Raw genomic sequence first — 22,968 nt, forward strand, 5'->3', positions numbered from 1 at the left:
TTCCGGCCGCGCCATGTCAGGCAGCGGCCGTTTTTCATCTCGGGATGTTACGAACTGCTTACTTCGCGCCGTCTTCGGGCGGCAGCTTGCCGGCATCGTCGTCGTAATCCTCGATGCGACCGTCATCACCCGACTTGCCACGCCGCAGGTTCAGGTAGACATCGCGCGTCAGGCTGTAGCGGTCGAGCGCGACGGAGTCCAGCGTGTCAGAGGCATTGAGCAGGCGGGCACGTGTATCCACCAGTCGCAGCACATACAGGCTGTTGCGCACCGGGATGTCGTTGATCGCCGACATGGGGTTGCCCCAGGCATCCACCGGAAGAGCCGCAGTGTCACGCACCGTGGACGGACCCAGGAGCGGCAGCACCAGGTACGGCCCGGTGGGCACGCCCCAGCGACCCAGGGTCTGGCCGAAGTCCTGCTTTTGGCGCTCGATGCCGGCCTCGCTGGCGATGTCGAGCAAGCCGCCCAGGCCGAAGACCGTATTGACCGAGAACCGCACGACGGAGTTGTAGGCGCCTTCGGCCTGGCCCTGCAGCGCGTTGTTCACGAAGGACCAGACATCGCTGAGGTTGGAGAAGAAATTGCTCACGCCATCGCGGGCCAGACGCGGAGTGACGTCGCGGTAGGCCGTGGCCACCGGCTTCAGGACGGCACGGTCCAGGCCGTCGTTGAACGAGTAGACGCTGCGGTTGAACGGCTCGAACGGGTCCTGGGGATTGCGGGCCTCGCCCGGCGCGGTGGCGCAGCCGGCGAGCAGCGAAGCGGCGGCCAGCGTGCCGAGCATGGCTGCGCGCTGCCAGGAGGCTGCCTGGGCGGCAGGGCGACCCGCAGTCGCCTGTTCATGGTGGTTGGTTGTCATTCTTTGCCTCCTGCACCGGAGCTGCCACCCTGCTCGGCCTTGCCGTAGAGGAACTGTCCGATCAGATTTTCCAGCACAACGGCCGACTGGGTTGCGACGACGCGGTCGCCATCCTTGAGATTGTGGTCATCTGCACCGGCCTCGATGCCGATGTACTGGTCGCCGAGCAGGCCGCTGGTCAGGATCTTCAGAGAGCTGTCCTTGGGAAAGGCGTAGCGGTTTTCCAGGGCCATGGTCACGCTGGCCTGAAAGACCTTGTCGTCGAAGGTGATGGATTCCACGCGGCCCACGACAACGCCCGCGCTGCGCACGGCTGCCTTGGGCTTGAGTCCGCCGATGTTGTCGAAGCGCGCGGTCAGCGTATAGGTCTTCTGGAAGTTCAGGCTCAGCAGGTTGGCCGACTGCAGCGCCAGGAACACCAGCGCCGCAGCGCCGATCAGCACGAACAGTCCGACCCAGACATCACTCTTGGATTGCTGCATGGTTTGTTTTTCCTTGATTTGCAAGAGGTGGCACCGGTGCCGGGTCAAAGGCTGAACATCGTTGCCGTGAGCAGGAAGTCCAGCCCCAGCACGGCCAGCGAGGCCATCACCACCGTGCGCGTGGTCGCGCGGGACACGCCTTCGGGCGTGGGCTTGGCTGCATAGCCCTGCAGCAGCGCGATGAAGGTCACCGCCACGCCGAACACCAGGCTCTTGAGAACGCCGTTGCCCAGGTCATACCACCAGTCCACGCCGTTTTGCATCTGGCCCCAGAAGGCGCCGCCATCGACGCCGATCATGACCACGCCCACCAGCCAGCCGCCGATCACGCCGACGGCACTGAAAACGGCCGCCAGCAGCGGCATGGCGATCAGGCCCGCCACGAAGCGCGGCGCCAGGATGCGGCGCACCGGGTCCACGGCCATCATCTCCATGGCCGACAACTGCTCGCCGGCCTTCATCAGGCCGATCTCGGCCGTCAGCGCCGTGCCGGCACGGCCGGCAAACAGCAGCGCCGTGACGACCGGGCCGAGTTCGCGCACCAGCGACAGCGCCACCAGCAGGCCCAGCGCCTCGGCCGAGCCATAGCGCTGCAGCGTGTAGTAGCCCTGCAGGCCCAGCACGAAACCGACGAACAGGCCGGACACGCCAATGATGGCCAGCGAATAGTTGCCCAGGAAATGGATCTGGTCGCCGATCAGCCGCGGGCGGCCCAGCGCAGGCCCGATGAGGGCGAGCAGGCGGCCGAACAGGCGCGTGCCCATGCCCAGCTGCGTCAGCTGTTGGCGAACCGCCGCGCCAATGCGCGCAGGATGCAGCCGGTTCATGCGTGCCTCCTGCCGTTGCTCTTGCCGGAGCTTGCGAGGTTGCCGAAATCTTCCTCGGCGCTCACGCCGGGGTAGTGGAAAGGCACGGGGCCGGTGGGCCGAGCATGAATGAACTGCTGCACCAACGGGTCGGGGTTGGCACGCACCTCGTCAGGCGAGCCCTGGGCGGCGACGCCGCCATTGCCCAGAATGACCACATGATCTGCCACACGGAAGGTTTCCTCCACATCGTGGGACACGAGGATGGAGGTCAGGCCCATGGCGTCGTTGAGCTCGCGGATCAACTCGGCGGCGGTGCCCAGGGAGATGGGGTCCAGCCCGGCGAAGGGCTCGTCGTACATGATCAGTTCGGGGTCCAGCGCAATGGCCCGCGCCAGCGCCACGCGGCGGGCCATGCCGCCCGAGATCTCGCTGGGCATGAGGTCGCGCGCACCGCGCAGGCCCACGGCATGCAGCTTCATGAGCACGATGTCGCGGACCAGTTCGTCGGGAAGATCGGTGTGCTCGCGCAGCGGGAAGGCCACGTTGTCGAACACGCTCATGTCGGTGAACAGCGCGCCGAACTGGAACAGCATGCCCATGCGCCGGCGCGCGGCGTACAGGCCTGCGGCGTCCATGGTGGTGACGTCCTTGCCATCGAACAATACCTGCCCCTGCTGGGCATGCTGCTGGCCGCCGATCAGGCGAAGCACGGTGGTCTTGCCGCCGCCCGATGCCCCCATCAGGGCCGTGACCTTGCCGCGCGGCACCTGCAGCGACAGGTCGCGCAGGATCACACGCTCGCCATAGCCGAAGGTGACGTTGCGCAACTCCACGAAAGAGGCGGTTGGGATCATGCTGTGGTGCGGTCGATAAATGTTCGCAGGCAAGCCCGCTATTGTGCAGACAGGTGCCGATGCCTGCTCATCACCCCCCGAGATAAACATACATCCGTGTATGTTTCTCAAAAAGTCATGGCAGAAAACGCCATAAAAAAAAGAGCATGCTTCGCTTGCTACACAAGCGTTGCACGCTCTCTGGACCTGGGGAAAGTCCGGACTGGACAGATGTTTTTTTACAACATGTTCTGCAGAAATGCCTGGGTCCGGCCGTGCTGCGGCGCTGCAAAAAAGGCTTCCGCCGGGCCTTGCTCGACGATCTCGCCCTTGTCCATGAAGATCACGCGATTGGCCACCTCGCGGGCAAAGCCCATCTCGTGGGTCACGACCAGCATGGTCATGTGCTCCTGGGCCAGCTCCCGCATGGTGCGCAGCACTTCGCCGGTCAGCTCCGGGTCCAACGCGGAGGTGGGCTCGTCGAACAGCAGGATGTCCGGCTCCATGGCCAGTGCCCGGGCGATGGCCACGCGCTGCTTTTGCCCGCCCGACAGGCGGTTGGGATAGGCATCGCGCTTTTCCAGCAGGCCCACCTTGTGGAGCAGCGCCTCGGCCTTGGGCACGATCTGCTCGCGCTTGAGGCCCTTGACGACGATCGGCGCCTCGATGATGTTCTCCAGCACCGTGAGGTGCGGGAACAGGTTGAAGGACTGGAACACCATGCCCATCTTGCGGCCGATCTGGCGGATCTGCGCCTCGGGCACGTAGTGGGCGCGGCCGTCCGCGCCGCTGTCCACCAGCACCTCGCCCTCAACGGCGACACGGCCGCTGTCAATGGTTTCCAGGTGGTTGAGGCAGCGCAGGAACGTGCTCTTGCCCGATCCCGAAGGACCGATGACGGCCACCACCTCGCCGCGCGCCAGCTCCAGCGAAACGCCGCGCAGCACCGGCACGCCGCCAAAGCCCTTGCAGATGTTCTGCGCCGAGATCATGGTCTCAGGCGCGCTATCACGCGTCGTATTTGGCATGGCGTTTTTCTAGGTATTGAAAGATCCAGGTCAGCACCAGCGTCATCACGAGGTAAAAGCCTGCGGCCACCACGAAGGGCGTGATGGTGAAGTCGCGCTGCACGATGCCGCGCGCGGCGCGCAGCAGGTCATTCAGGGCCAGCACGTAGATGAGCGAGGTGTCCTTGACCAGGGTGATGGTCTCGTTGCTCACGGGCGGGATGATGCGCGCCCACATCTGCGGCAGGATGATGCGGCGCATGGTCTGGCCGTAGCTCATGCCCAGCACCTTGGCACCCTCGTACTGGCCGCGGTCCACGGACTGGATGCCCGCGCGGAAGATTTCGGCGAAGTAGGCGGCGTAGTTCAGCGCGAAGGCGACGACGGCGGCAGGGAAATCGGGCAGGCGCACGCCGATCACGGGCACGAAGGGCAGCGCGAAGTAGATGAACAGCATCTGCAGCATCAGCGGCGTGCCGCGCATCAGCCAGATGTAGCCGCCTACCAGCCGGCTCAGGGCGGGAAAGCGGGAGATGCGCATCAGCGCCAGCGACAGTCCCAGGGGGATGGACAGCGCCAGGGTGATGACGAAGAGCTTGAGGGTGACCAGGGCGCCGGCGGACAGCGGCCCCATGAGCGAGATTACATATTCCATCGAATGGCCTCAGTGCGGTGCGCGGCCCCGCCGGCATCGGCAGGATCCGGGCAGCCACGGGCGCGTGCGTCCCAGAACGCAAAAGACCGGCAATGCCAGGCTGGCCTTGCCGGTCGCATGGTGTGCCGGATTTACTTGATGATGTCCTTGCCGAACCACTTGGAGGCGATTTCGGCGGCCTTGCCGTCCTTCTTCATCTCGGCCAGTGCTGCTTCGAGCTTGCCCAGAACTTCGGTGTCTTCCTTGCGCAGGCCCACGCCGTAGTCCTCGGTGCCGAAGTTGTCCTCGAGCACCAGGTACTCGCCAGCCTTCTTGGCCACGTGGAAGCGCCCCACGACCTCGTCGACCACGACGGCGTCCAGGCGGCCGGCCGACAGGTCCATCAGCGCGGTGATGTTGTCGCCGAAGGTCTTCAGGTCCTTGAAGCTGGCGGCCACGGCGGCGTCCTTCTTGATGGCGTCCACGGCCGAGCTGCCATCCTGCGCGCCCACGACCTTGCCTGCCAGGCCGGCCTTGTCCTTGATGTCGGAGTTGGCGCGCACGATGATGATCTGGTGGTTCTCCATGTAGGGCGCGGTGAAGGCGATGTTCTTCTTGCGCTCTTCGGTGATGGTCAGGCCGTTCCACAGCGCGTCGACGCGCTTGCCGACCAGCTCGGCCTCCTTGGCACTCCAGTCGATGGGCTTGAAGTCCACTTCCACGTTCATGCGCTTGGCGGCTTCACGCGCCATGTCGATGTCGAAGCCGACGATCTCGTTCTTGTCGTCACGAAAGCCCATGGGCGGGAAGTTGTCGTCCAGGCCGATCACCAACTTGGTCATGGCTGCCGGCACGGGGGCGGCAACCGGCGCGGCGGCGGTCGATGCGGACTCGTTCTTGCCGCAGGCTGCCAGCAGTGCAGACAGGGCCACCATGGCCAAGAGGGTGCGTTTTTTCATGGCTTAAAGCTTTGGAGTGGAAAAAGCGAAAGGCGGCGGCCACTGCACGCAAGGTGCGCAATCGTTGTAATGAATGGTTCCTTGGCGGAACCCTTGTCTCGGTTGGGTGCCGGCGCCGAATCCCGTATTGTCGCGCAGACCGGCGCCCCCCGCCAACACGCCGGATCAAGACCGTGCAAATCGGCAAATGGCGAGAGATGCCTGCCGGTCACTGCAGCATGAAGGTCTTGTATTCGAGCCGGTTGAGCTCGCGCGAGAGCAGGTACAGCCCCACGCACAGCGTCACCAGCATGGCCAGGCAAAAGCCGTAGCCATAGAACGCGGCGCCCAGCGCCAGCGAGATGCCCGTGAAGGCAATGTTCAGCGCCACCAGCAGCAGGCAGAGCATGAACACGATGCGCCGCTCGTCCAGGTAGAAGAACACGTTGAGCACGGCCATCACACCCACCTGCAAACCGGCGCCCACCACCTGCACGTGCAGCAGCGGCAGGTACAGCTGGGAGATGCCCAGCAACTGCAGGATGGCCGGCCCGGCCACCAGGGTGACGAGGACGGCCAGCGTCTGCACCTTGGCGATCTCGCCCAGGCCCGCCTGGATGGCGTAGACCATCTCGTTGCGCATGGACTCGATGTATTCCAGCGATCCGCCGCCGCGCACGGCGTCGAAGAACTTGTCGTAGTACTCGACGAAGTCGGTCTCGATGCGCACCAGGAAGACCGCCATGCCCGGAATGATGGACAGATACGACAGGAACACCGGCAGGTCGTAGATCAGCGAGGCCCTGAGTCCGCCGATGATCTGCTGCGAGGTCGGCGGGTAGTACCAGAACATGAACTTGTCGATCCAGATGCCCAGGTTGTAGAGCACGCCGATGCCGATCAGCGCCGGAAAGATCAGCGAGCGCTGCGTGAAGTCAAAGGCGATCCAGCGCTGCTGCAGCGGAAAGCTGCGCAGCACGATCATCCACATGCCGGCCAGCAGCAGCACGTGGCCGATCACGAAGCTGGCCAGCAGCCCTTCCAGCCCCCAGTAGCGCAGCGGCAGCGCCAGCAGCACGATGAGCAGGTAGGTGGCGCCGAACAGCCCGGCAATGGCCCGGTAGTGCTTGAGGCCCGACAGCAGCACCGTCATGACCCAGACCACGCACATCAGCGTGAAGCCGGCCAGCATCAGCACGCGGTACAGCAGGCCCTGGCCCGGCAGCACCACGAACAGCGCCAGCGTGCCCAGCGCGCTGGCAGTGGCCACGACCACCAGCAGCAGGCCATGCAGGTTGGGCAGGATGCTCTCGTCCTTCTTGAGGAACAGCTGGTCCGACACAAAGCGCGTGAAGGCCAGCTGCGCCGCCCCGGTCAGGATCAGGCTGCTGGCCACCAGATAGGTGACCGAGGTCTGGAACTGCGTGACCAGCAGCGGCGGCGCCACCACGCTCACGCTGAACACCCCCACCAGCAGGATGCCGATGATGGAGAACACCCACGGCCCCGAGCCGATGACGCCCGCATAGGCATAGGCCTGGAGCACGCTGGTCAGCGTGTTCTTGCGCAGCAGGTGGCGCAGTTCGAATCCTATGCCGGCCATCAGTGTTTTTCCTCGGACTGTTGCAGCGCCCTGTCATAGACCTGCCTGTAGCGCTCGAACAGCAGCCGGTCGGAGTAGTAGCATTCCACGCGCGCAATCCCGGCCGCGCTGGCGGCCTGCCACTGCGTGGGCGAGCTCAGCAGCTCCAGGCAGGCGTCGGCCAGCGCCTCGGGGTTGGCAATGCCGACCACGCGCCCGCACGAGCCCAGGGCCTGGTCTTGCGGCTCCAGCCCGTCGATGAGCTGGCGGCAGGAACCCACGTCGGTGCTGACCACGGGCACGCCTGCGGCCTGGGCTTCGAGAATCACCAGGGGCAGCGCCTCGCTGATGGAAGACAGCACGACCACGCCCACCTTGGGCAGCAACTCCTCCACCTTCTGCATGCCCAGAAAGCGGACGTTGGCCTGCAGGCCCAGGCTGTCCACGAGGTTCTGGCATTCCTCGGCATAGGCCGGGTCCTCGGCCGTGGGGCCGGCCACCCAGGCCTGGGCCTGGGGCATCCGGTTGACCACGCGGCGCATGGCGCGGATGAAGGTCTTGATGTCCTTGATGGGCACCACGCGGCCGATCAGGCACAGCACGGGCGGCGTCTGGGCCGGCCGCTGGGTGCGCAGCGGCGCAAAGCGTTCTATGCGGATGCCGTTGGGGATGCTGACCGTGCGCTCGGCGGCCGCGCCATCGGCCACCTGGCGCAGGCGGTTGTTCTCGTACAGCGCAATGATGGGATCGGCCGCACCATAGCAAAAGCGCCCCATCCAGTCGAAAAACCGTATCCACATCTGCCGGAAGAACGACACCTCCATGGGGTCGCGCTGGAAGATGTTGCGGTTGTCGCGGATCCAGGAGCTTTGCAGCAGGTCGATCTGGCGCTCTTTCGTGTAGATGCCATGCTCGGACAGCACCAGCGGCAGGCCGCGCGCATGGTGCAGCAGGCCGCCCAGAAATCCCGCATAGCCGGTCGAGACGGTATGCAGCACGCGCACCGGGATCAGTCCATGGGCGATGCGTGCCATCAGCCACAGCGGCTGCAGCATGATGCGCACGGTCCAGAAGAAGTCCACGAACGACGGGTCGGTGCAGTGGCGCCGGTAGCTGTCGCGGATCAGGTCCCAGGCGAATTCGCTGTGCAGGAAATCCTCCAGCGGCAGGCTGCCGCCGGGCTGCAGCTCCAGCGCAATGGAGCGCATGGCCGCCAGCACCTTGGCCCGGCTTTCGGCACTGCCGTCATGCGCCTCCAGCGCGCCCAGGAATTCCTGGGCCTTGGCCAAGGCTTCGGGATGGCCGCGCGAAGGGGCGGGCTGGATATTGGAGTGCAGCGCATCAAACAGGTAGTGCTGCTCGAAGTGCACCACGTTGGGCGGCAGTGCGTAGCGGAAATCGCCATAGTCCTCGCGCCGGCTGCCCAGGAAGACAATGGCAAAGCGGTACTCGGGATAGGCCTGCAGGATCTGGTTGACCCAGCTGGACACACCACCGCTGACATAAGGAAAAGTGCCTTCCAGCAGCAGCGCGATGTCCGCATTGGCCGCCGTGGGGAACTGGCTCGCACGGCTCATGAGGCACTCCAGTAGCGGATGCTGGGCTTCAGGCGCGGCAGGGCTTGCTCGATGTCCAGCGAACGCATCAGGGCCTGCGCCTTGGCGAATTCGCGCCGATCGAACAGCAGCTCGGCCTGGTAGGGCACGACGCGTGCCGGCTCCATGCCCAGCGCCAGCGAGCGCTCATAGCAGGCCAGCGACTCCACCGCCCTGCCCTGCATGTGCAGCAGCCGGCCACGGCGCAGCAGCAGCAAGGCATTGTCGGGCCGCTGTGCGAGCACCAGGTCGCAGTAGTGCAGGGATTGCTTGATGGCGTGGTCGCGCACATCGCCCTGCGCTACGCCCTGGTAGACCAGCTCCGCGTAGAGGTCGGTCAGCGCCCGCGCCGCCTGCAGGCCACGCGGCCCGTAGGGCGCATCGCCCTCGGACTGGCGGGCATGCTCGAACAGCTGCAGCTCCTGGTGGATGGTCTTGCTGATCTCGCGCTCCTTGGCGTCCAGCATGCTGTAGGCCAGCAGGCGCAGGTCTTCGCTGGAATCGCCCAGCGCCGTGCGCAGCATGGGCGAGGCAATGCGCCCCGGCACGCTGCCCAGCGCCACCATCGCCCGCATGCGCGAGGCGACCGGCACATTGGGATTGGCCAGGAAGGACTGCAGGCCCGCCTGGCGGCGGCTGGTGCTGGCCTGCTGGTGCGGGTCGAAATCAGGCAGGGGCATCACCGGGAAACGCGGGCCGCCACGCGGGCCGCGCTGGGTGTGCAGCGCAATGGTGGCGACCACGGCGCCCAAAATGCCGGCCACCGGCACGGCATAGGCAAACAGTCCCATCAGCGCCACCAGGGCCAGGCGCTGGCGCACCGACTTGGCCGAGGTGGCCAGGAAAGGCGCCAGGCACAGCGCCAGCAGGCCGCTGGCCAGCCCGTGGGCCGTGAGATAGCCCAGCAGGGCCGCGTCCGACTGGCTGCGCAGCAGCCACAGGCTGCTCCAGGAGGCGATTTCCGCGGCCAGCGCGCCCAATGCCAGCTTGAGGTTAAGCATGGCCCTGCCCCATCTGATGGAGCCGCTCCAGCACGCTGCTGGCCGAGCAGCGGTCCAGCAAGATGGTGCGCGGGAAGATGCCCGCGTCGGCCAGCGAGGCCACGCCGCGCTGGGCCAGCCAGCCCTCGATGCGGTTCAGGTAGCCCTCGGCCGTGGCGTTGGTGCCCAGTGGCATGAAGATGGCCAGCAGCTGCCGGCCATCGCTTTCCTGCAGCCAGGAGCGGTCCAGCATGCGCTCCAGCCGCATGATCTGCTGGGCCATCTGGGCCTGCACAGCCGAGGGCGACAGCTCCAGCGCCACCACCACGCTGCTCAGGCGCGCGCTGCGGTTGACATGCTCCATGCGCTGCAGCTCGAACGCGAAATGCGGCGGGCAATCGGGATAGGCCTGCAGCAGCGGCGCAGCCAGGCTGTTGGCGGCCACGCTGTCCGTGTAGTAGCCCAGCAGCAGGTTGATGGTCTGCAGCGCCTCTTCCTGCAATGCGAAAAAAGGCATTTCCTCGACCAGCAGCAGGCCGTAGATCTCGCCTTCCAGGTCCAGCATGGGCGCCACGACGATGTACTGCGTCTGCTGGCCCTCCGCCATGCTTTGCGAGACATGGCACAGCACATGGCTGTCCAGCGCCTGGCGCACCAGCGGATCGTGGACATGAATGGGCCGCTCGCCCCCCAGCTGGGCAATGGGCGTGGGGTCAAGCACCTCATTGCGCACGGGCACCAGGCTGGCCACGCTGATCTGGCTGAAGCGCGACAGCAGGTTGAGCAGGCTTTGCGCATCGCCCTCGGCGCCACTGAGGCCGCTGAGCACGTTGATGGCATCGCGCATGGACACGGGACGGCCTATGAGCTCCTGCTCCAGCCGATCATGCGACAGGCGCAGCAGGTAATGCTGGCGGATCAGCTGCTCGGTGCGCTGGTCCATGTAGTTCTGCGCCGTGCGCGCGCGGCGTATGCGTGCGCGCCAGAGGCTGGAGATCTCGCCCACGACCATGACCAGGATCAGGCCGCCCAGAAAGTACTGTTCCGGGAACAGCGACAGATCGCGCTGGTTGACGCCCAGCCAGGCCAGCAGCAGCACGCCGGCCGCCGACAGGCCTGCCACCGGCCCGTAGCGCAGGGCCACCACCACGGGCGCCAGCCAGGCCCAGGGGAACTCGGACTCCACCCACAGGGGATTGTCCGGGTTGGCCCACATGCCGATCAAAAGGGCCAGCACCGGCAGCAGCAGCGTCTCGCTCACCACCACCCAGGGCTTGGCGCTCGTCTGCACGAGCAGGCCCAGCGGCGAGCCTCTGAATTCCGCGGCAATGCCGGCGCGGCGCGGTGCAGCGGAATGCGGTGCCGCCTTGGGCGTGCTGGCTTGGTCTGGCATGAAGAGTCGTTCCCTGGATTCGCTTATCGGGCGTTGGCCAGGCCTGTGCCCAGCAGGTTGCGGATCAGCTTCTGGCCCACGGCGGCCAGGGCCTCGCGGCTCCAGCCGCTTTGCGCGCCCGCGCCGCTCCACACGGTGGCGCCGGTGCCCACGTCCACGATCTCCAAGGTCACGCCCACGGCCGGCTCGCCATCCACGCCCACCTTGTAGCGCCATTCGTCCACCGCGCCCGTCAGCGCATAGCGCACGCCTTCGCCGCGCGCCCAGGCCAGGGCGTCGTCGCGGCGCTTGGCTTCGCGGCCGTCGAACAGGGTCTCCTGCAGTGCATCGCCCGTGTAGCGCTTGACCTGGCCCACGCCACGCGCATTGATCAGCGCCGTGGCAATGGCGGCGGCGCGGTTGCCGGCCATGGGCGTTTCGGTGTGGTTCTCGAAGGGCAGCACCGCCCAGCTGGCGTTCGTCTCCAGCGCGGGCGCCGTGCCCCGGTCGATGGTCGAGCAGGCAGACAGCAGGCCGACAAGGGCAATACCCGTGAGCACGCGAAGGCGGGAGACGAAAGTGGTGCGGTGTGTCATGGAGAGGCTCCTTGAAGTCTTCGGATCAGTAGTGGAGGCGGTAGGTCAGCAACAGCTCGCGGGTATTGCCCACGGTGTTGATGCCCGACTTGGACAGATTCAGGCCCAGGGCGAGGTGGTCCGCGCCGAACAGGCTGGTGGCCAAGCCCATGCCCAGCTCGTAGCCCGCGCCGTTGACGCTGTGGTGCGTCAGGGCCAGGCTGGCGTAGGGCCGCAGCGCACGCGTGTACTGCTGCTCGTAGCCCGTGTTGAACATCATCTGCAGGCCCGAGAAGCGGAAACTGCGCGGCAGCAGATAGTCGATGGTGGGATCGTTGAACGGCGGCAGGTAACTCAGGATGGCCGCATCCCGGCCCTGCAGCAGCGCCGGGTCGTTGCGGCTGTAGCGGTGCCAGGAGGTGAAGGCGCCGAACTGCAGGGTGGGTGCCTCGCTGCGGTAGGTGTGCAGGTATTGCAGCGTCGCATGGTTGCCGGAGCCCACGCGCGCGCCGCTTTGCACGCGGTAGCGCTCCGATGCCAGCTCCAGCGTGATCTGGTCCAGGCGCGAGAGCTGGTAGCTGCTGCCCAGCGACACGCGGTCCTTCATGCCGCCCATGCGCATGGCCAGCGTTTCCTGCGTGGCCAGGTGCCGGCCCAGTGACGCCTGCAGGCTCCAGCGGCTGTCCAGGTTGTAGGTCTGCGTGAACTGCATGGGCGTATAGCCCTCCAGGCTTTCGCGCCGGCCCAGCATGAATTCGCTGGAGGCCGACTGCGTCTTGCGCGTCAGGCGCAGGCCGATGCCCCGCTCCTGCGAGGGGCCGCGCACCAGGGTGTTTTTGTTGACCGTGCGGCGCACGTCCTCGGCATCCAGGTCCAGCGCCCAGCGGGGGTTCAGGCCCACATGCCAGCGCAGCCGGGAGACCTGCTCGTCAATGGCGTCCATGCGGCGATTGCGCAGTTGCAGGCCGCCGTAGTCGCTGAAGGCCAGCAGCTGCTCGGTCAGCGCCAGGTGCAGGGGATCGTCGTCGGGCTGGTCGGCCATGTTCTCGAAAGCCGCCGTCTGCGCCAGCCGCACATCGCCGACCATGGCCGCCGCGTTGATGCGGTCATAGCGCGGCAGCGCCTCGTCATGGCGCTGCAGCAGCTCCCCGGCCTGGGCCACATCCTTTTCCGCCAGGGCCACCGTGATCTCGGCCCACAGCGGCGAGCTGGTGCTCTTGCTGCGGCTGCGCGCGTATTGCTGCCACAGGTAGCCACGCTCGGCCTGGTACTCGCCGCGCTCCTGCAGCCAGGCAATGGCCAGCTCGGCCGCAGCGGCGGAATGCTCGCGGCGCCCGCCTTCCAGGTCCATGCGCAGCAGCTCGCGCATCAGGGCGAATTCGGCATCGCCCTGGGTATGAAAGAGCATGAGCCGGCTGCGGGCCTGGCGCTGAACCTCGTCCAGCCCCTCGGCCGTCAGCCATTTGCGGGCGGCCAGGGCCGCTGCGCCGTCCTGGGCGCGTGCCCGCACCTTCTCGCGCGTCCACAGCTGCTGCCTCAGGCTCCAGGCCCGATCGGCCTGCTGGTTCTGCTCCAGCGCGTCGGCGTACTGCATCATCCACAGGAAGTCGTCGGCATGCTCGGCGCGGTGCGGCTTCAGATAGCGCTCCAGCGCAACGGCCGGGCGCGACAGCGTCATGTAGGCCGCCGCCAGGGCGCCGTGCATGTCGGCATCGCGCGCCCAGACAGGCTCGGCCGCCGCCAGCAGCAGCTTGAGGGCCGCCGCATTCTGCGTGTCGATCAGCAGCCACATCAGGCCCTGGCGCAGCGGCGTGGAGCCGGGGTCCAGCGCCAGGCCCTTCTCGAAGGCCTCCATGGCCTTTTTCGATTGCGCCGTGCGCTGGTAGTAGGCGCCCAGTATCTGGAAGAAGGTGGGCTGGCCCTGCAGGCGCTTGACCAGGGCCGGGTCGGCCAAGATGCGTTCGACCTGGCTGCCGATCTGGGTCCAGTCCTCCAGATCCTCCAGCAGGTAGAAGGCCTGCGTCAGATGGCGCACGTCATGGAACTGCTCCCAGGCGTGCAGGGACATCCGGGCCGCCTCGCGCCGGTCGGCGCGCTGCAGCAGGCGTATCACCTCGTCGTAGTCGCTGATGCCGGCGTGCGGCGTCTGCAGCAGGCGGCGGTAGGCCTTCAGCGTCAGTGCTTCCTGGCGCTGGTCCTGGGCCAGGTCGCCCAGCAGGCGCCAGTACTCGCCCTCGTCCTGCATGCCGGCGGGAATGCGCGTCTGCGCATCCTCCAGCCAGCGCAGGCCCAGGGCCGGCTCGCCCTGCAGCAGCGCGAGCACGGCGGCAGGCATGGCATGGGCCGGCGTCCGCTGCTCGGGATCGCTGAGCACGCGTTTCCATGCCTGCAGCGCCAGCGGCGAACGTCCTGCGCGTTCGGCCAGCTGGGCCAGCAGGATCTGCGACTGCGGCGTGCTGCCGTGCTTTTGCAGATAGTCGATGGCCTCGCCGGGCTCGGCCTGGCGCTCGTAGGCCTGGACCAGCGCCTGCTGCAGCGCGGCATCCTGGGGACGGCGGCTCAACTGGTGGCGCAGGCCGACAATCAGGGCGCGGTCGTCGAACAGGCCCGGCGCCAGGCGCATCACCGTCTTCCAGGCATCCTCGCGCCCCGTGTTCTGCGCAATGACCAGCCAGCTGTCCAGGGCCTGCTGCTGCTGTCCCATCCATTCGGACACCTGGGCCAGGCGTTCGCGCCAGGCCATGTCCTGCGGCGCCTGGCGCACGGCGGCCGTGGCCACGCGCCAGGCATCTTCCAGGTTGCGGTTTTCGAGGAACACCTCGTAGCCCAGCAGGTAGGTCTTGTCGTCAAAGGGCAGGCCCGGCGGCGGCTTGCGCACGGGATCGGCCGTGCGCAGCATGCGCCAGCCCGGGGCGGTCCAGGCCACGGGCTGCAGCGCCCAGGCGCCGTCGTCGGCAACCGGGTCCGGACCGGCGCCCGAAGCCCCGGCCACCTGCGTCTGCCACTGCTGCAGCAGCGACAGCTGCAGCAGCCGCTTGGCATAGCGCTCGGCCTCGGCCCGGTTGCCGGCCGCACGCGCCAGGCCGATGAGCTTTCGCAGCGTCTCGGGGTCGCTGCCCAGCAGTTCTTCCTGCTGGCGCGCCAGTGCCAGCGCTTCGTTGGCACGGTTGCCGGACTGCAGCACCTGCAGGGCCTGCCAGAGATAGGCGCGCGACTGCTGGACGTCCTCGGTCGTGGCGCTGGCCTGGCGCAGCAGCCGGGCCGATTCCTCGTACAGGGACATGCCCAGCGCCTGCCGCGCTGCGGATTCATAGACCTGCGCCTTGCGCGCGGGATCGGCCTGGCGGCCTGCCACGTCGTCGTAGATGCCCAGGGCCAGCGGTGCGTCCTTGAGCACCAGCGCCGACGAGGCCAGGTACAGCGCCTGCTCCTGGGTCAGCCCCTGCAGCGGCACGTCCTTCAACGCCTGCATCACCTGCGGCGCCAGCACCTCGGCCTGGCCGCCCGCGCGGTGGTCCTGCTTTTGCGCCTCCAGATAGCCCTGGTAGGCGGCCTGCCAGTGGTCCCAGGCCTGGACGGCTGCGCTGGGCAGTGCCTGCTTGGCCGCCTCTTCCCGCGCCAGCTTGATGGCCTGCAGGCGCTCTTCCTTGGCCTTGAGCAGGGCGCGCAGGTTCTCGTTGCCGGGATCGCTCTTGAGCAGGTTGCTCAGGTAGTTGTAGGACAGCTCGGAGTCATCTCCGGTGACGGAGAGCCGGCGTTCCAGATCCTGCTTGGGAAACAGCATCCACAGGGCGCCACCGATCAGTACCGCCAGCAGCGCGATCAGCCAGAAGGGAACCGTGATGGGGCGCTCAGAGCCCCCGGCATTGCGCTTGGAGTTCGACACTGTTTTGGGTACTTCTGAAGGAACGGAGGTTGGCGTTGCCGGTATCGGCACCCGCCACGGCAAGGAGGGGCGTGGCGGCGTTCGAGGAACTCAGCGAGCAGCCGGCAGGCAGGTACATGCGCAGCTCCAGCGGCACATGGCCCTGCAGGGCGAAGCGCACACCGCCGTCGGCCTGGGGCTGCCATTGCGTGAGCCGGGCATTGGCATCCACCAGATAGGGGCGCGCCGCGTGGGCGGCCGCGCCTGCAGCGTCCTGTTGCGCCTGTTGCACCAGGTATCCGGCGCTGCCGGCCAGGTGCAGGTAGCTGCCATCTGCCCCCCTGGCATAGCCGGCAATGCCGCTGCTGGCAGCCATGGAAGGCAGGGCCATGCCGGGCGGCATGCGCAGCGTGCGCAGCTGGCCCGGACCCCGCAAGCGCCAGCCCTGCGCTTCGCGGCCGATGGCGAATTCGTAGAAATCCTGCACCTTGCGGATGTACTCGGAGCTGTAGACCGGGTTCAGCCGCTGCGCCAGCGCCCACTGGTAGATCCTGTGCAGCGCCTTGATGCTGGCCTGCTTGCTGGCGGAGTAGGAGTGGTAGTAGATGTCCACGGCCTTCAGGCGCCGGGGAGCCTCGGTCATCTCGAAGGTCTCGATGACGCGCTCGAAGCCGTAGAACGGCCCGTGCCAGAGGTTGGTGTAGATGTTCTCGTTGGTGACGGGCGCATAGATCTGCAGGTGGCCGCCCTTGCGCAGACCCCAGCTGCGCACCTCGGTCAGCGAGGGATTGCTGCGCGTGATGGCCGTGTCGCCACCATTCATGTTGAGCAGGCCGGCGGCATCGGAGATGGCCAGGGCCTCGGCGCTGGGCGCCGTGTTGCCGGTCCACAGGAACACGTCCACCGGCTTGCCGGGCGGCGCCAGGCGCTTGCGGATGTAGTCGACCGAGCCATTGATCTCCCGGTTCATGTCCATCTGGTAGCCGGGGATGTGGAGGTTGAGGTTCACCTCCTTGCTGTCATCCCCGTCGGGCGCTGCCCCGGGCTCCCAGAAGAAGGGATGGGAATAGGAATGGCTGGCGATCTCGACATGGGGCATGGCGAAGATGCGCTTGGCAATGCCCTCCAGTTGGTCGGCCCACTGCGGATACAGGCCCTGCGGCGAGACTTCGGCCTCGATGACCGAGATGGTGTGCGGAATCCTGTAGCGCTCCAGAATCTCGCGGCGCAGCACTTCGCCCGCGAAGGGCGTGCCCGGCAGCTCGGCCTTGGAGGGAAAGCCGTCCCCGTCCACATGGGCCAGCAGCAGGCGGCGGCCGTTCTCGGTGGTGACGTCGGGCGCCGGAAAGTCCTGGAGGCGCAGCGCCTCGCGCAACAGCGCGAAGGGGTCGATCACCCAGCGCGACTGGTCGGTGCCCGGCATGCCCACAACCACATAGGGCATGAGTGCAAAGCCGCCCCAGGGCGTGATGGCGGCCGACACGAAGCGGCGCCCCCGCTTGTCGTCAAAGGACAGCAACTCGCGGCTGCCCCTGGTCATCTGCGGCGTGAACTCCCAGCCTTCGTAATCGTGCGCTGGCTCGGCCGGCTGTATCTCGAAACCCATGACCGACGCCTTTTCGGCGCGCCGCAGCGGGAACACGGGTGCCGCTTCCGTGCTGCGCGTGCCCAGGGCGGCCGACATGGTGCGGTCCTGGGACAGGCCCAGCGTATTGAGCACCAGCAGCGGCATGCCCTGCTGCACCTGGTTGGCCAGCCACTGCCGCACGCTTTTGGCCCGCATATCGGGCACCGCGCCGCCGAACCAGCTCACCACACCGGCATAGCGGTCGCGCGACACGCCTTCGGGCAGGGGCTCGCGCACATCGGCGTAGTCGGCAACGTAGCCCATGTAGTTGATGGGCATTTCCAGGAAGCGGTGCGCCGATGCGCCGTTGATGGACGGATAGTCGGCACCGTTGTAGAGAATCAACACCCTGCGCGCCACCGCCTCCACCTGGCCTATGCCCAGGGTCTGCAGCCCGGCATCGGAAACCCACGGGATGACGCCCAGCTGAGCAATGCGGCGGGCCGTCTCGCGCGTGGCGTCGCGGTCATGCGGGGCCACGTAGTCGATGGACAGCACCGGCAGGCGGTCGCGCTCGCGGATGGTCTGCAGTTGCTGCAGCAGCCATTCGCGGTCTTTCTCGGGCACGTTCACATAGCGCTTGAGGCTGGCATCCCAGCCCCGCAACAGCGACTCCGCCGCCACCATCTGCACCTTGTCGCGCACGCGCGGCACGATCTCGAAGCCCCGGTTCAGGATCAGCCGGATGCCGGGGTAGCGCTGATGCAGCGTCTCGATGACGCGCACCAGGCCGTCCTGCTGGGCCTTTTCGTCGAAATTCGCGGCCAGGCGGTAGGAGTCCAGCGTGTCCAGGAAGAAGCCGCGAAAGCCCTGCTTCCACAGCGGTGCGATCACCTCGTCGGCAAAGAAGGCGGGCCACTGGGCAGGCGTCTGGTCCAGGACGATGGACTGCCAGGCGCCATTGCGCGCCATCTTCCAGGCCTCGGGAATCTTGCCGAAGTAGGCGCGCTCGGGCAGCACCTCGGCCACGGAAGCGTAGGCATACAGCTCGCTGCCCGGGGCCTGCTTGCGGAACCGGACCGGGTCATAACCATGGCCCGGCTCCACGACGGCAATGTCGTAGAGGCTCAATTCACTGAGCGATGCCTTGTTCCCGTAATAGACAGCCACCGCGGGTTCGGCAGCCTGCACCACCCAGCCGCACAGCAACCCCCAGCAGACAAGGCAGCTTCGCAGGAAACCGTTCACGGCCTTCTCCTCGGGGCGTGGTGATGCCCCATCAATTCATAGTTTTTATGCATCAAATTTCCTAGCAATTTGATGAAAGCTATCGTCAATTTGACGAAATGCGGGCCGAGCATAACGTTGTTTGTCTACAAACGTGTTTTCTTCCTACTTTTGTGCTCAGCGCACTTGAACCCGGGGAGAAGCTGGGTTATTGCGATACTAGGCACGCCAAAAAATCACCAATGAGAGGTATTCATGATCCTGGTCACAGGCGGCGCCGGCTTCATCGGCTCCCACACCTGCGTGGAGCTGGCCGCCGCAGGCGAGCCCTACCTGATCTACGACAACTTCAGCAACAGCAGCGCCGACGTGCTCGACCGCATGGAACGCATCACGGGCCGGCGCCCGCTGTGCGTGGAAGGCGACGTGCGCGACCGCGCCGCGCTGGACCGGCTGTTTGCCCAGCATTGCATCCAAGAGGTGATCCACTTCGCCGCGCTCAAGGCCGTGGGCGAATCCGTGGCCCAGCCACTGCGCTACTACGAACACAACGTGGGCGGCACGGTGGCCCTGCTGCAGGCCATGCGGACGGCGGGCGTGCGCAGCCTGGTGTTCTCCTCCTCGGCCACGGTCTACGGCGATCCGGCCAGCCTGCCGATCCGCGAAGACTTTCCGCTGTCCGCCACCAACCCCTACGGCCGCAGCAAGCTGTGGATCGAGGAAATGCTGGCCGACCTGGACCGGGCCGAGCCCGGCCAGTGGAGCCTGGCACGGCTGCGCTACTTCAACCCCGTGGGCGCCCATGAAAGCGGCCTGATCGGCGAGGACCCGCGCGACATCCCCAACAACCTCATGCCCTATGTGTCGCAGGTCGCCATCGGCCAGCGCCAGCAGCTCAGTGTCTACGGCGATGACTATGCGACGCCGGACGGCACGGGCGTGCGCGACTACATCCACGTCACCGACCTGGCGCGCGGCCACCTGGCGGCGCTGCGCTATCTGCGCGAGCAGCAGGGCCTGCTGACCGTGAACCTGGGCACGGGGCGCCCGGTCTCGGTGCTGGAGATGGTCAAGGCCTTCGAGCGCGCCAGCGGCCGCCCCGTGCCCTACCAGATCGTGGCGCGCCGCCCCGGCGACGTGGCCCAGTGCTGGGCCGACCCCGCCGAGGCCGAGCGCCTGCTGGGCTGGAAGGCCATGCTGGACCTGGACCGCATGTGCGAGGACGCATGGCGTTGGCAAAGCCAGGCCGCAGGCCTCAAGCGCTGAACCCCGCAGCCCATGCGGGCGCCGAGGGCGTGGTATCTTTTCGCCCTTGTTTCACGCCCTAGCCACGAGTCTGCCCATGCTTGCCAAACGCATCATCCCCTGTCTTGACGTCACGGGAGGGCGCGTCGTCAAAGGCGTGAACTTCGTGGAGCTGCGCGATGCGGGCGACCCGGTAGAGATCGCCGCGCGCTACAACGCCCAGGGCGCGGACGAGCTGACCTTCCTGGACATCACGGCCACCAGCGACGGGCGCGACCTGATCCTGCCCATCATCGAATCGGTGGCCAGCCAGGTCTTCATTCCCCTGACCGTCGGCGGCGGTGTGCGCACCGTCGAGGACGTGCGCCGCCTGCTCAACGCGGGCGCCGACAAGACCAGCTTCAACTCGGCCGCCATCGCCAACCCCGACGTGATCAATGCGGCCTCGGACAAGTACGGCGCGCAATGCATCGTCGTGGCCATCGATGCCAAGCGGCGCACCGCCGAGGACGAGCAGCGCATGGGCGCCGATGGCCGCGCTGCCGGCCCCGGCTGGGACGTGTACAGCCACGGCGGACGCAAGAACACCGGCCTGGACGCCGTGCAGTGGGCCGCCGAAATGGCGCGCCGCGGCGCGGGCGAGATCCTGCTGACCAGCATGGACCGCGACGGCACCAAGTCCGGGTTCGATCTGAAGCTCACGCGCGCCGTCAGCGACGCCGTGCCCGTGCCCGTGATCGCCTCGGGCGGCGTGGGCTCGCTGGACGACCTGGCCGATGGAGTGACCCTGGGCGGCGCCGACGCCGTGCTGGCCGCCAGCATCTTCCACTACGGTGAATTCACCGTGGGCCAGGCCAAGCAGCGCATGGCCGAGCGCGGCGTGCCCGTGCGCCTCTGATACGGCGCGTCGGCGGACTCCTTCATTTCAGTTTTCCATGGCGCTCGCGCCGCCCACAACCCATGAAACCGGCGCGGCCCAAGGGACCAGGGACAGCGAGCAAGGGCCGCCCCGCAGCAAGGCTGTCGTCTCCCTCCCGCGCAGCGAGAGAGGGGGAAGGCGCGAAGCGACTCAGGGGGTGTATTTTCAATCCAGGCAATTCCTGACAATCCTGTCACAGGGATGCCCACCCAGGATATTCACAATGCAGGCAATGAACTGGCTAGATCAAGTCAAATGGGATGCGCAGGGCCTGGTGCCCGTGATTGCGCAGGAAAAGGACACGGGCGACGTGATGATGTTCGCCTGGATGAACCGCGAGGCCCTGGCCAAGACGGCCGAGCTGGGCCGCGCCGTCTACTTCAGCCGCTCGCGCAACAAGCTGTGGTTCAAGGGCGAGGAATCGGGCCACGTGCAGACCGTGCACGAGGTGCGCATCGACTGCGACAACGACGTGGTTCTGCTCAAGATCACCCAGACCGGCCACGAGCCCGGCATTGCCTGCCACACGGGGCGCCACAGCTGCTTTTACAGCGTGCTGCAGAACGGCCAGTGGCAGGCCGTCGATCCGGTCTTGAAAGACCCCGAATCGATCTACAAATGAGTTCCACGAACATGAACGACACCGCAAGCACTTCCTCGCTGGACGCCCTGGCGCGCCTGGCCGCCGTCATCGAAAGCCGCAAGCCCGCCAACGGCGGCGACCCCGACAAGAGCTATGTCGCGCGCCTGCTGCACAAGGGCCCGGATGCCTTTTTGAAGAAGATCGGCGAAGAGGCCACCGAAGTGGTCATGGCCGCCAAGGACGCAGACCATGGCGGAGACGCCGGCAAAATCCTCTACGAAGTGGCCGATCTGTGGTTCCATAGCATGATCGCCCTGGCCCACTATGGCCTGACGCCCGCCCAGGTCGTTGCCGAGCTGGAACGCCGCGAAGGCACCAGCGGCATCGAGGAAAAGGCGCTGCGCAAGGCCCAGGAACGTGATGTGAACGAGAAAGGACCGCTGCCATGAATGACGATTACATCGAAGTCCGTGCCCTGGACCAGTCCCGCATCGAAGGCCTCAAGGCCTGGGGCTGGGTCAGCTACCTGCTGCACCTGGTGGTGGCCGTGGCCGCCGTCGTGCCGGGCGCACAGCCCAGCATTGCGCTGCTGGTGATCGCCCTGATCATCGATCTGGTCAAGCGCGGCGACGCCGAAGGCAGCTGGATGGCCAACCACTTCTCGTGGCGCATCCGCAGCGTGATCTGGGCCGGCATCCTGTACCTGGTCACGGCGCCGCTGTGGCTGCTGTTCTTCGTGCCCGGCTGGATCGCCTGGACCGTCATCTCCATCTGGTTCCTCTACCGCATCGTGCGCGGCATGGTCGCCATGAACCGCAACCAGGCCGTGGACCGCTGAAGGTCCCGGGCAAACCGCCATGACTCCGACCCCGACCTGCAAGATCAACCTCGCCCTGCAGGGCGGGGGCTCGCACGGCGCCCTGACCTGGGGCGTGCTCGATGCGCTGCTGGAAGACGGCAGCCTTGTCTTCGACGGCATCAGCGGCACCAGCGCCGGTGCCATGAATGCAGTGGCCCTGGCCCAGGGCTTTGCCAAGGCTGCACGCCAGGAAAGCGATCCGGTGGCCGCCCAGGCGCTGGGGGCCGAGCTGGCCCGCGCCACGCTGACCGAACTCTGGGAAGGCGTGGGCACCATGGGCAGCCTGATGTGGGGCGCGCCCCTGCCGGGCAGCCCCTTCATGGGCGTGCTCAACCAGTTCTTCTCGCCCTACCAGACCAACCCGCTGGACATCAACCCGCTGCGCAAGCTGCTCGAACGGGTCGTGGATTTCGGGGCGCTGACGCATCCGCCCGTGGAAGGCGTGGTGCCCAAGGTCTTTGTCTGCGCCACCAATGTGCGCACGGGCCGGGGCTGCATCTTTTCGGGCAGAAAACTCAGTGCCGACGCGGTCATGGCCTCGGCCTGCCTGCCCCAGCTGTTCAAGGCCGTGGAAATCGATGGCGAGCCTTACTGGGACGGCGGTTTCTCGGGCAATCCCGCCCTGTATCCCCTGATCTACGGAACCGCGTCCAGCGACATCCTGCTGGTGCAGATCAACCCCATCGAGCACACCGACCTGCCCAATACGGCGGCCGACATCATGGACCGCATGAACGAGGTCACCTTCAACGCCGGCCTGCTGGCCGAGCTGCGCGCCATCGAGTTCGTCAAGCGCCTGCTGGAGCAGGGCAAGCTGGACCCGACACGCTACAAAAAGGTGCTGCTGCACCGCGTGGACGGCGGCTCCGTGCTCAAGGGCTATGGCGCCTCGACCAAGACGCGCTCCGACATGCGCTTCGTGCGAGAGCTGTTCGAGCTCGGACGCGAGCAGGGCCAGCAGTGGCTCCAGCAGCACCGCAGCGACATCGGCGTGCGCCAGACGCTGCGCATCAACGACAATCCGGCCTGATTTC

20 protein-coding genes are annotated in these 22,968 nt (G+C 66.8%); 6 read left to right on the plus strand and 14 right to left on the minus strand.

Annotation, left to right across the window (positions count from 1 at the left end; all coding sequences use genetic code 11):
• Positions 1–58: 58 nt before the first annotated feature.
• From DA1_RS09185 to DA1_RS09250, 14 genes are all read right to left on the minus strand, one after another.
• Positions 59–862 carry an MlaA family lipoprotein gene (locus DA1_RS09185; RefSeq protein ID WP_034396962.1) on the minus strand — a complete coding sequence of 268 codons (804 nt, stop codon included), beginning with the start codon at positions 860–862 and terminating at the stop codon, positions 59–61.
• Positions 859–1,344, minus strand: a complete 486-nt coding sequence (gene mlaD, locus DA1_RS09190; protein WP_012207332.1) for an outer membrane lipid asymmetry maintenance protein MlaD — start codon at positions 1,342–1,344, stop codon at positions 859–861. Before mlaD ends, DA1_RS09185 begins: the two co-directional genes overlap by 4 nt.
• Positions 1,345–1,388: 44 nt before the next feature.
• On the minus strand, positions 1,389–2,171 hold the full coding sequence (gene mlaE / locus DA1_RS09195) for a lipid asymmetry maintenance ABC transporter permease subunit MlaE (RefSeq protein ID WP_034396964.1): 783 nt from the start codon (positions 2,169–2,171) through the stop codon (positions 1,389–1,391).
• Positions 2,168–3,007, minus strand: a complete 840-nt coding sequence (locus DA1_RS09200) for an ABC transporter ATP-binding protein (RefSeq protein ID WP_034396965.1) — start codon at positions 3,005–3,007, stop codon at positions 2,168–2,170. Before DA1_RS09200 ends, mlaE begins: the two co-directional genes overlap by 4 nt.
• A 218-nt stretch (positions 3,008–3,225) precedes the next feature.
• On the minus strand, positions 3,226–4,014 hold the full coding sequence (locus DA1_RS09205) for an amino acid ABC transporter ATP-binding protein (protein ID WP_269784349.1): 789 nt from the start codon (positions 4,012–4,014) through the stop codon (positions 3,226–3,228).
• Positions 3,995–4,648: an amino acid ABC transporter permease gene (locus DA1_RS09210; RefSeq protein WP_012207336.1), complete on the minus strand. Its 654-nt coding sequence runs from the start codon at positions 4,646–4,648 to the stop codon at positions 3,995–3,997. Before DA1_RS09210 ends, DA1_RS09205 begins: the two co-directional genes overlap by 20 nt.
• A 131-nt stretch (positions 4,649–4,779) precedes the next feature.
• On the minus strand, positions 4,780–5,586 hold the full coding sequence (locus DA1_RS09215; protein ID WP_012207337.1) for an amino acid ABC transporter substrate-binding protein: 807 nt from the start codon (positions 5,584–5,586) through the stop codon (positions 4,780–4,782).
• A 208-nt stretch (positions 5,587–5,794) separates the two neighbouring features.
• Positions 5,795–7,168: an exopolysaccharide Pel transporter PelG gene (gene pelG / locus DA1_RS09220; RefSeq protein ID WP_012207338.1), complete on the minus strand. Its 1,374-nt coding sequence runs from the start codon at positions 7,166–7,168 to the stop codon at positions 5,795–5,797.
• Complete coding sequence (gene pelF, locus DA1_RS09225; RefSeq protein ID WP_034396969.1) at positions 7,168–8,724, minus strand: GT4 family glycosyltransferase PelF; 1,557 nt, start codon at positions 8,722–8,724, stop codon at positions 7,168–7,170. Before pelF ends, pelG begins: the two co-directional genes overlap by 1 nt.
• Complete coding sequence (locus DA1_RS09230; RefSeq protein WP_034396971.1) at positions 8,721–9,743, minus strand: hypothetical protein; 1,023 nt, start codon at positions 9,741–9,743, stop codon at positions 8,721–8,723. Before DA1_RS09230 ends, pelF begins: the two co-directional genes overlap by 4 nt.
• Positions 9,736–11,115, minus strand: coding sequence for a PelD GGDEF domain-containing protein (locus DA1_RS09235; protein ID WP_034396973.1), 1,380 nt, complete (start codon positions 11,113–11,115; stop codon positions 9,736–9,738). The genes DA1_RS09230 and DA1_RS09235 overlap by 8 nt, the downstream gene beginning before the upstream one ends.
• A gap of 23 nt (positions 11,116–11,138) precedes the next feature.
• Positions 11,139–11,690, minus strand: a complete 552-nt coding sequence (locus tag DA1_RS09240) for a hypothetical protein (protein ID WP_012207342.1) — start codon at positions 11,688–11,690, stop codon at positions 11,139–11,141.
• Between the two features lie 25 nt (positions 11,691–11,715).
• Positions 11,716–15,555: a tetratricopeptide repeat protein gene (locus tag DA1_RS09245; protein ID WP_034396975.1), complete on the minus strand. Its 3,840-nt coding sequence runs from the start codon at positions 15,553–15,555 to the stop codon at positions 11,716–11,718.
• Positions 15,521–18,349: a bifunctional glycoside hydrolase/polysaccharide deacetylase family protein gene (locus DA1_RS09250; RefSeq protein WP_034396977.1), complete on the minus strand. Its 2,829-nt coding sequence runs from the start codon at positions 18,347–18,349 to the stop codon at positions 15,521–15,523. The genes DA1_RS09245 and DA1_RS09250 overlap by 35 nt, the downstream gene beginning before the upstream one ends.
• A gap of 234 nt (positions 18,350–18,583) precedes the next feature.
• On the opposite strand from DA1_RS09250, the gene galE reads away from it, so the two are divergent.
• The 6 genes from galE to DA1_RS09280 all read left to right on the plus strand — a co-directional run bounded on the left by galE (position 18,584) and on the right by DA1_RS09280 (position 22,964).
• Complete coding sequence (galE, locus tag DA1_RS09255) at positions 18,584–19,594, plus strand: UDP-glucose 4-epimerase GalE (protein ID WP_034396978.1); 1,011 nt, start codon at positions 18,584–18,586, stop codon at positions 19,592–19,594.
• A gap of 76 nt (positions 19,595–19,670) precedes the next feature.
• Positions 19,671–20,471, plus strand: a complete 801-nt coding sequence (gene hisF, locus DA1_RS09260) for an imidazole glycerol phosphate synthase subunit HisF (RefSeq protein WP_016450993.1) — start codon at positions 19,671–19,673, stop codon at positions 20,469–20,471.
• A 244-nt stretch (positions 20,472–20,715) separates the two neighbouring features.
• Positions 20,716–21,114, plus strand: coding sequence for a phosphoribosyl-AMP cyclohydrolase (hisI, locus tag DA1_RS09265; RefSeq protein ID WP_013800785.1), 399 nt, complete (start codon positions 20,716–20,718; stop codon positions 21,112–21,114).
• Complete coding sequence (locus tag DA1_RS09270; protein ID WP_034396981.1) at positions 21,111–21,524, plus strand: phosphoribosyl-ATP diphosphatase; 414 nt, start codon at positions 21,111–21,113, stop codon at positions 21,522–21,524. Before hisI ends, DA1_RS09270 begins: the two co-directional genes overlap by 4 nt.
• On the plus strand, positions 21,521–21,913 hold the full coding sequence (locus DA1_RS09275; RefSeq protein WP_013800783.1) for a DUF4870 family protein: 393 nt from the start codon (positions 21,521–21,523) through the stop codon (positions 21,911–21,913). Before DA1_RS09270 ends, DA1_RS09275 begins: the two co-directional genes overlap by 4 nt.
• A 19-nt stretch (positions 21,914–21,932) precedes the next feature.
• Positions 21,933–22,964: a patatin-like phospholipase family protein gene (locus tag DA1_RS09280; RefSeq protein WP_034396983.1), complete on the plus strand. Its 1,032-nt coding sequence runs from the start codon at positions 21,933–21,935 to the stop codon at positions 22,962–22,964.
• The last annotated feature ends 4 nt before the right edge of the window (positions 22,965–22,968 follow it).

Source organism: Delftia acidovorans NBRC 14950 (assembly GCF_001598795.1).
Taxonomy (GTDB): domain Bacteria; phylum Pseudomonadota; class Gammaproteobacteria; order Burkholderiales; family Burkholderiaceae_C; genus Comamonas; species Comamonas acidovorans.